Consider the following 8192-nt stretch of genomic DNA (forward strand, 5'->3'; position numbering starts at 1 on the left):
CCCGGGGGCAGGGTGGGCATGCTGCGTTCTCCTGCGGCGATGTCGGTGGGCGGCGCTGTCGGTGGGCGACGGCGTGGGCGGCGGTGTCAGTGGGCGGCGGCGCGGGCCGCGGGCGAGGTGGCCAGGTACGCGACGGCCTGCGGCGTCGAGCCCTCCTGGCTGGGGTGGTAGCGGGGGCTGAAGTACCGCGCCACGGAGACGAACAGCTTCGCCGTGCTCGGCATCAGTCCGCGGCGGGTGGTCCGCGGCACGTCCCGCCAGCGCGCCTTGGTCCCGGGGGCGAGTTCGGCGTCGACGGACATCAGGTACCGGGCCCCGCGCACCCACAGCTGCACCAGCACGGTGGTGGCGATCGCCATCGTGCGGACCCGGCGCAGGTAGCCGGGGTCCAGGTGGCGCAGCAGGTCGTAGGCGACGGCCCGGTGCTCGACCTCCTCGGCGCCGTGCCAGCGCAGCAGGTCCAGCATGACCGGGTCGGCGCCCGCGCGATCGAGCGCCTCGGCGTTGAGGATCCAGTCGCCGAGGAATGCGGTGAAGTGCTCGATCCCCGCGATGATCGCGACCCGTTCGATCAGGTACTGCCGCTGCCGGTCGGGGGTGAGGTCCGGCCGGTCGCCCAGCACCTGGCGGAAGAGGTACTCGATCTGGGCGACGTAGGGCCCGATGGGCACCTTCTTGGCGGCCAGGTGGTCGAGCACGCCCTGGTGCGCCTCGGCGTGCACGGCCTCCTGCCCGGTGAAGCCGAGCACCCGGGAGCGCAGTTCCTCGTCGGTGATCAGCGGCATCGTCTGCCGGAAGACCTTCACGAACCAGCGCTCGCCCTCGGGGAGCAGCATGTGCAGCACGTTGACCACGTGGGTGGCGAAGGGTTCGCCGGGGATCCAGTGCAGCGGGAGGCCGTCCCAGTCGAACCGGACGTCACGCGGCGTCAGCACCAGGTCGTCGTGCTCGTCGCTCTTCTTCATGCGGCAGCTCCTGGGCGGGCGGCCCGCCGGTCGATCTCCGGAGTTACCAACGGTAAGCGTTGTCGAATTCCTGTCAATAGAACCGGCCTCCGCGGTTCACCTCCCCGACCGGCGCGGAAGCGGGTTCGGACCGGCATTTCGGCGGCACCCCACCGCGCGGCCCGGCGGCCGCCCCGTCATCACCGCACCCGGGCCCGCAGTGCGTGGAGGGACCAGTCGAGCACCGGCTGAAGGCTCTCCGGACGCGGCCAGCCGTTGATCACGGCGAGCAGCGAGAGGTACCGCTCCCTGCGGGGGTCGTTCAGCGCTTCCAGCCGGGTCAGGAGCTGCCTGCGGGACCCGCCGTCGTCCCGGCCTTCGAAGAGGTGCGCGCAGCCGGTCGTCAGGGCCGCGACGACCGGGTCGGCGCGGGGTGAGGCCGGTTCGATCCCGGCTGCCACGGCCGGGGCGGTCCGGTCGCGCACGATCGCGGCCAGATCGCTGTGCCGGCTGGGGGGAGCGCCCTCGACGCGCCCCGCCGCCACGTCCTGCACGAGCTGTCGCACATGGGCACGGAAATCCGGGTCCTCGGCCAGTTCGGCCAGCTCGACCCACGCCTGCAGCTGTTCCGCGTCGGGGTCGTCCGGCACTTCCGGGGTCATCGAGCGCATGATCCCCACGGCGCCCGGACCGATTCCCGCACCGCCGAAGGCGGCGTCGAGGAAGTCACCGATCAGCCGTCGGCGTTCCGCTGCGGTGAGTGTCGCCAGCTTGTGCATCAGGTTCGTCTCCTCAGGTGTGGCCCCTCGCCGCGCCACCGCGGTCAGCACCGCGCGCCGCAGGCGCAGGACGCGGATCTGCACCTCCAGCGCCGCGGCGTGCGTCGCGGCGACGTCCGACAGCGCGAGTTCCCGGTCCATGACCTTCCGGATGGCGGCGAGGTCCAGGCCCAGGTCACGCAGGGTCAGGACGAGGTCCAGGCGTGCGACGGCGCGGTGGTCGTAGAGGCGGTATCCGGCCGGGCTGCGGTCGGTGGGCGGTACGAGCCCGCAGTCGGAGTAGAACCGGACGGTCTTGACCGTGGTGCCGGTTCGCCGGGCCAGCTCGCCGATGGAGTGGAGTGCGGGGCCGTTCATGTCCTCCACCTTCACGTCTCCCCCCACGGGAGACTCAAGCCCCGGCGTCCGCAGGGGCCCAATTCCACGGCACCGGGCTTCCGGAGGGACCGGGCCGGCGGTCAGGGGCGGGACCGGAGCCGGCCGTGGGCGGTCAGTTCCAGGTCGACGAAGGCGGCGATCATGGTCCGCCAGACCGCCTCGGCGACCTGCGGGCTGAGCCCTGCCCGCTCCGCCTCCGCCCGAGCGGCGGCGACGACGCGCTCCACGCGGTCGGGTGCCCGCACCGCCTGCTCGTCCTTCTTGAAGCCGGCCGCGGCGCGGACCAGCTCCTCGCGCCGCGCCAGCAGTCGCACCATCTCGGCGTCGAGCGCGTCGATGCGGTCGCGTATCTCGTCCAGTGAGGCGGGGGTCCCTGGCGGCGGCATGGCCCCATGCTTCCAGCCCCCGCCTCCGGGCGGACCGCTTTCGCCCGCACACGCGGGGCGCTTCGCCCGTTCCGTCCGGCAGCCGCCGCCCGGGCACGGGCACGGCGGCGGCACCGCCCCCGTGCGGTGCCGGGAGCGGTGCCGATCGGGGCGGGGGCCGCCCGGTCAGTGCCTCCGGGGCCGTCCGCCCCCGCACAGGGCCCAGACGACGAAGGCCGCCAGCACGATCACCACCACCGACCACAGCGGCGAGTACGGCAGGGAGAGGAAGGAGGCGACGACCAGGAAGAAGGCGACGGCCACCCCGGCGACCCGCCCCCACCGCTCCCGGCGGAACAGCCCAAGGGCGACGAGCACGCCCAGCACGCCCAGGGCCAGGTGGATCCAGCCCCAGGCGGTCAGGGTGAACCCGAACACGTAGTGCGGCGCCGCGACGAAGACGTCGTCCCCGGCGATCCCCATCACGCCCCGCAGCAGGTCCAGGACTCCGGCGAGCAGGAGCATCACGGCGGCGAAGAACCACAGGCCGTCATAGGCTCCCCCTCCCGCCGTACGGGCCGGCCGGTCGTGCTTCCGGGTCATGGTGTGCCTCATTTCGCGCGTGGGGCGGACGGACGGGACGCCGTGTCCGGACGCTCAGGAGCCGGAGGTGGCGGAGGACGAGGACGAACCGGGGGCCGCGGGGCCGTGGCCGCTCAGGACCAGTTCCTTCGCCCGCCGGAACTCCTCGTCCGTGATGTCGCCCTTGGCGCGGATCTCCGACAGCCGGGCCAGCTCGTCCACGCTGCTGCGCCGCCCGCCGTCCCCGCCGTCCGCGAAGTACTGCCGCAGTTCCTCCCGCTGCGCCCGCGCCTGCGCGCGCTCCCGGCTGCCCATGTCCTTGCCCCGGATCAGCACGTAGAGGAAGACGCCCAGGAAGGGCACGAACGTGCAGACGACGAGCCAGCCCGCCTTCGCCCAGCCGCTCATCGCGTCGTCGCGGAAGATGTCGACGATCACCCGGAACAGCAGGGCGAACCACATGACCCACAGGAAGAAGACGAACATGGTCCACAGGGCGCCCAGCAGGGGGAAGTCGTAGGCCAGATAGGTGTGGGTGTGCATGTCGTCCTCCGTCCCTCGCCGCTCCGGGAGGGGTTCTCCCGGCAGCGGAGGTGTACCGGTGTTCAGGGTGCGCGCGGCGGCGGGGGTCCGGCCTCACCCTGCACGGGTGACCCGGCGGCCGCCCGGCCGCGCCGCGTGACTCCGGCCGGGCAGCGTCACTCCGGCCGCGCGGCGTCACTCCGGGAGCTGCCGCATCTCCACCACCCGCAGTCCCAGCGACCGGCAGCGCGCCAGCAGGCCGTACAGGTGGGCCTCGTCGACGACGGGGCCGTACAGCACCGTCTGCCCGGCCATCACCACGTGGTCCAGCTCCTGGAAGGTGCCGGCGAGCGTCTCCGACAGGTGTCCCTCGACTCGGATCTCGTAGCGCACGAGGTGTCCTTCCCCGGATCGGGCGTCTCCGGCAGGTCCGACGGTGCCCTCTCCCCGCGATACTCCACCCCCGCTCCCCCGTGTGCCTCACCCCTCGAAGGTGACCGTCACCCGGAACGCGGGCCGGTCACTTGAGGACGACCTTGAAGGAGATGATCAGCAGCCCGAGCAGCAGGTTCACCGACGCCGTGACCGCCACCAGACGCCAGGGGGCGCCCGCGCTGCGCGCCGCGGCCACCGACCAGCCCACCTGCCCGGCCACGGCCACCGAGACCGCGAGCCACAGGGAGCCCTGCAGGTCCAGGCCCAGCAGCCCGCCGGCCGCCACCGCCACGGCCGGGGGGACGGCGGCCTTGATGATCGGCCACTCCTCCCGGCACACGTGCAGTACGGTCCGGCGGTCCGGCGCGTGCCGGGCCAGACGCGCCCCGAACAGCTGGGCGTGCACGTGGGCGGTCCAGAACACCACCCCGGTGAGCAGCAGGAGCAGCACCAGGTGCAGGCGGGGGAACCGGCCCAGGCTGCCGGCGCCGATCACCACCGAGGCGGCGAGCAGGGATCCGTGGATGCCGCCGGTGTAGTCCTGCCGGGTCCGTCCCGCCCCTTCCGGGGTTCCCGGTGTGCCTGAGGTCGTGGACACGGGTCTCTCCCTTCAGGGTCGTCCCCGCTCGTCACCGTCGTCGTCCGCCTCCCGGCCGCGGCCCAGGGCCAGCCGGGCGACCTCGCGCCAGTCGGTGACCGTGGCGCGGGACGGGCGCAGCCGGCGCCGGCGCGGCACGCGGACCCGCAGCGCGCCGGGCTCGATGCGGCAGACCACCGGCGACGGCAGGACGGCGTGCTCGCCGTCGATGCCGACCGGCAAGGTGGTGTCCGTACCGTCCGTACCGGACGCGACGACGACCTCTTCCGCGGTGAGCCGGACCAGGCCCTCCGCGTGCGGGCCCCGGGCGAGGCCCGCGGCCTGGGCGGCGTTGGCGACCCGTACGCACACCACGCCGAGCAGTCCTGTGTCGAGCCGTTCGCGGCGCCCCGGCCGGGCCGCGTCGACGGCGCGCCCGTAGGGGTTGTTGCTGACCAGCAGGGCCTGGAGGCCGTCCACTCCGACGTCGCCGGCCCGCATCCACAGCCGGGGCGCGTCCTCGCCGGTGAGGAGGGCGGGCAGGGCGCGCAGGGTGGTGCCCGCCTTGGCGTCGCGGTAGGCGGGGTCGGTGACGACGAACCCGTAGACGCCGAAGGAGGCGTTGTTGACGAAGACCCGGTCCGCCGCGAATCCCAGGTCCACCCGGATCTCGGTCCCGTGCGCCAGCGCGTCGAGCGCGCCCGCCGGGTCCTCGCGGTCCAGGCCGAGGTCGAGTGCGAAGTGGTTGCGGGTGCCGGCCGGGATCACCATGAACGGCACGTCGTGGCGCGCGGCCACCTCCGCCACCAGGGCCTGGGTGCCGTCGCCGCCCGCCACCGCGAGGAGGTCGGCACCCTCGGCGACCGCCTGCCGGGCCAGTGCGGCGACGTCCTGGCTCCCGTCGAGCAGGACCACCCGGCAGCCCGCCGCCTCGGCCTTCTCCACCAGGTGGAAGCGGCCCACCTTGCCCCCGCCGGAACGGGGGTTCATCAGCACCCAGGGCGCGCGGGGCGCCTCGGCGGCGGCCCGTCCCCGCCGCTGTGCGGCGGGGGCCGCTCCGGGTCCCAGGGCGGTGCGCGCCGTCGTGGAGGCGAGCGCCCACAGGGCGAGGGACAGCAGCGCGGGCAGGAGCATGCCGAAGACGGCGAACAGGACCAGGACGGCGACCGGCGCGGCCACCGCGATCAGGGCACCGAGGGCCCGCAGGACGCCGGTGTGCGCCAGCACCCACCACAGGCCGGCCGCGGCGAGCGCCAGACCGGCGAAGCCGAGCAGCGCCCACAGCACGCTCCGCAGGCCCGCGGCGACCAGCGGCACCGCCGCGCTCGCCAGCAGGGCGAGCACGGCGAACCGCGCCCGTGCCGCGGGGCCGACGAACGCGGGGGCGGCTGTCGCCGCCCCCGTCGCCGCGGGTCCCCGTCCGGTCCCGGTCCGGTCCCCGTTCCCGCCGTCACGTGTCACCGGTCGTCCCGCCTTCTCCGCGGAGGACACCGGCCCTCAGCGGTCGAATCCGGCGTCGCGATGGACGCACAGGGCCCAGATGACGAAGCCCGCGATGGCGATCATCACCAGCGACCAGATCGGGTAGTACGGCAGCGACAGGAAGTTGGCGATGATCAGCAGCGAGGCGATGACCACGCCCGCGACCCGCGCCCAGGTGGCGTCCTTGAACAGCCCGACGGCGAGCAGGATCCCGATGATGCCGAGGATCAGGTGGATCCAGCCCCAGCCCGTCAGGTCGAACTGGAACACGTAGTTCGGAGTGGCGACGAAGACGTCGTCCTCCGCGATGGCCATGATCCCCCGGAAGAGGTTGAGCAGGCCGAGGAGAAGCAGCATCACGGCGGCGAAGGCGGTCAGGCCGCCCGCCCAACCCTGCTTGGCCGTGTGGGCCGACCGGGTCTGAGTGGTGTGGGACGCGCTCATCGTGCACCTCGTTTCGTGTGGTCCGGACGCTCGGCGACCGGTGGGTACCAGCTCAGGGTGGACCGGCGGACCCCGCTGCGGCCTCACCCGGCAGGGGTGAGCCGCGCGGGACCCGCGGGTGGTGCCATGGAGGGCACAGTCGCCGTGTCCGCACGGGTCCGCGCAGGTCCGCGCAGGTCCGCACGGGTCCGCACGAGGCCGTCGGGGCCCGCACGGCTCGCACCACCAGGAGGCCGGACGATGACCGGGTCCAGCGCTTTCACCCCGTCCCTGTCCCCCGCCGAGCGCGCGGCGTACGGAAGGAACGCGCGCGCCCGGGTACCGCGGTCGGGCCACGGCCGGTACGAGCCGGCGAAGGGGCGTTCCGACCCGATCCGCCTGCTGGAGGAGCAGTCGCGGTCCCGGGTCGCCGAGCTGGTGCCGATCCGCTACGGCCGCATGCTCGAGTCGCCGTTCCGCTTCTACCGCGGGGCCGCGGCGATCATGGCGGCGGACCTCGGGCTCCGGCCCGACACCGGGCTGCGGGTGCAGCTGTGCGGCGACGCCCATCCGCTGAACTTCCGGCTGCTGGCCTCCCCGGAGCGGCGTCTGGTCTTCGACGTCAACGACTTCGACGAGACCCACCAGGGACCGTTCGAATGGGACGTCGAGCGGCTGGCGTCCGGGTTCGTGACGGCGGCCCGGGCGAACGGCTTGTCCGTCCGGCGGCAGGACGAGGTCGTGCTGGCCTGCGTGCGCGCCTACCGGGAGCGGATGCGGCAGTTCGCCGGCATGCGCACCCTGGACGTCTGGTACGCGCAGGACGACGCCGACCGGATCCGGGAGCTGGCCGCGACGGCGGACGCGGAGGCCGGCCGCCGCACCGCCGAGGCCGCCGACCGGGCCCGCACCCGGACCCATCTGAAGGCCTTCGCCAAGCTGACCCGGATGACGGACGAGGGCCGCCGCATCGCCTCGGACCCCCCGCTGCTCACCCCGCTGCACGAGCTGCGCGACCGCCCCTCGGAGGCCGCGCGGGCGCAGGAGATGCGGGCGGTCCTGGACGGGTACGCGGCGTCCCTGCCGCCCGAGCGCCGGCACCTGCTGCGGCACTACCACCTGGTCGACATGGCCAGGAAGGTGGTCGGCGTCGGCAGCGTCGGCACCCGCTGCTGGGTGGTGCTGCTCCTCGGCCGGGACGACGACGATCCGCTGCTGCTGCAGGCCAAGGAGGCGCAGGAGTCCGTCCTGGCCGACTACGTGGACGGCGAGCGGCAGGAGAACCAGGGCCGCCGGGTGGTGACCGGCCAGCACCTGATGCAGACGACCAGCGACATCTTCCTCGGCTGGACGCACGTCGTGGGCCTCGACGGGCAGGAGCGGGACTTCTACGTCCGGCAGCTGTGGGACTGGAAGGGCATCGCGCGGCCGGAGACCATGGACCCCGAGCTGCTCGTCCTGTTCGCCCGGCAGTGCGGCGCCTGCCTGGCGCGGGCCCACGCCCGCTCCGGCGATCCCGTCGCCGTCGCCGCCTACCTGGGCGGCAGCGACCGCTTCGACCGGGCCCTCGCCGAGTTCGCCCAGGCCTACGCCGACCAGAACGAGCGTGACCACGCGGCGCTCCGGGCCGCCTGCGCCTCGGGCCGCCTCCCCTCCCAGCAGCTGTGAGGGGGGCGGGCCGAGGCGCAGGCGGCCCGGAGCGCCG

General features: G+C 74.1%; 10 protein-coding genes. 1 reads left to right on the plus strand and 9 read right to left on the minus strand.

What is annotated here, in order from left to right:
• Positions 1–86 precede the first annotated feature (86 nt).
• From ACOV8S_RS15655 to ACOV8S_RS15695, 9 genes are all read right to left on the minus strand, one after another.
• Positions 87–965, minus strand: a complete 879-nt coding sequence (locus tag ACOV8S_RS15655) for a metal-dependent hydrolase (protein WP_448318434.1) — start codon at positions 963–965, stop codon at positions 87–89.
• A gap of 179 nt (positions 966–1144) precedes the next feature.
• Positions 1145–2080, minus strand: a complete 936-nt coding sequence (locus ACOV8S_RS15660; protein ID WP_448318435.1) for a MerR family transcriptional regulator — start codon at positions 2078–2080, stop codon at positions 1145–1147.
• Between the two features lie 101 nt (positions 2081–2181).
• A complete protein-coding gene (locus tag ACOV8S_RS15665; protein ID WP_448318436.1) occupies positions 2182–2487 on the minus strand; it encodes a chorismate mutase in 306 nt (101 codons plus the stop codon).
• A 165-nt stretch (positions 2488–2652) separates the two neighbouring features.
• Positions 2653–3069, minus strand: coding sequence for a DUF7144 family membrane protein (locus ACOV8S_RS15670; RefSeq protein WP_448318437.1), 417 nt, complete (start codon positions 3067–3069; stop codon positions 2653–2655).
• Between the two features lie 54 nt (positions 3070–3123).
• Positions 3124–3591: an SHOCT domain-containing protein gene (locus ACOV8S_RS15675; protein ID WP_448318438.1), complete on the minus strand. Its 468-nt coding sequence runs from the start codon at positions 3589–3591 to the stop codon at positions 3124–3126.
• 174 nt (positions 3592–3765) lie between these two features.
• On the minus strand, positions 3766–3963 hold the full coding sequence (locus tag ACOV8S_RS15680; RefSeq protein WP_351114726.1) for a hypothetical protein: 198 nt from the start codon (positions 3961–3963) through the stop codon (positions 3766–3768).
• A 127-nt stretch (positions 3964–4090) separates the two neighbouring features.
• Positions 4091–4603 (minus strand): hypothetical protein, encoded by a 513-nt coding sequence (locus ACOV8S_RS15685; protein ID WP_448318439.1) that lies wholly within the window; start codon positions 4601–4603, stop codon positions 4091–4093.
• Between the two features lie 12 nt (positions 4604–4615).
• Positions 4616–6043, minus strand: a complete 1428-nt coding sequence (locus ACOV8S_RS15690) for a diacylglycerol/lipid kinase family protein (RefSeq protein WP_448318440.1) — start codon at positions 6041–6043, stop codon at positions 4616–4618.
• 36 nt (positions 6044–6079) lie between these two features.
• Positions 6080–6508: a DUF7144 family membrane protein gene (locus ACOV8S_RS15695; RefSeq protein WP_448318441.1), complete on the minus strand. Its 429-nt coding sequence runs from the start codon at positions 6506–6508 to the stop codon at positions 6080–6082.
• Between the two features lie 240 nt (positions 6509–6748).
• Here ACOV8S_RS15695 and ACOV8S_RS15700 point away from each other — a divergent pair, with 240 nt between their 5' ends.
• On the plus strand, positions 6749–8155 hold the full coding sequence (locus ACOV8S_RS15700; RefSeq protein WP_448318442.1) for a DUF2252 domain-containing protein: 1407 nt from the start codon (positions 6749–6751) through the stop codon (positions 8153–8155).
• The last annotated feature ends 37 nt before the right edge of the window (positions 8156–8192 follow it).

This window comes from Streptomyces sp. CO7, from assembly GCF_053474865.1.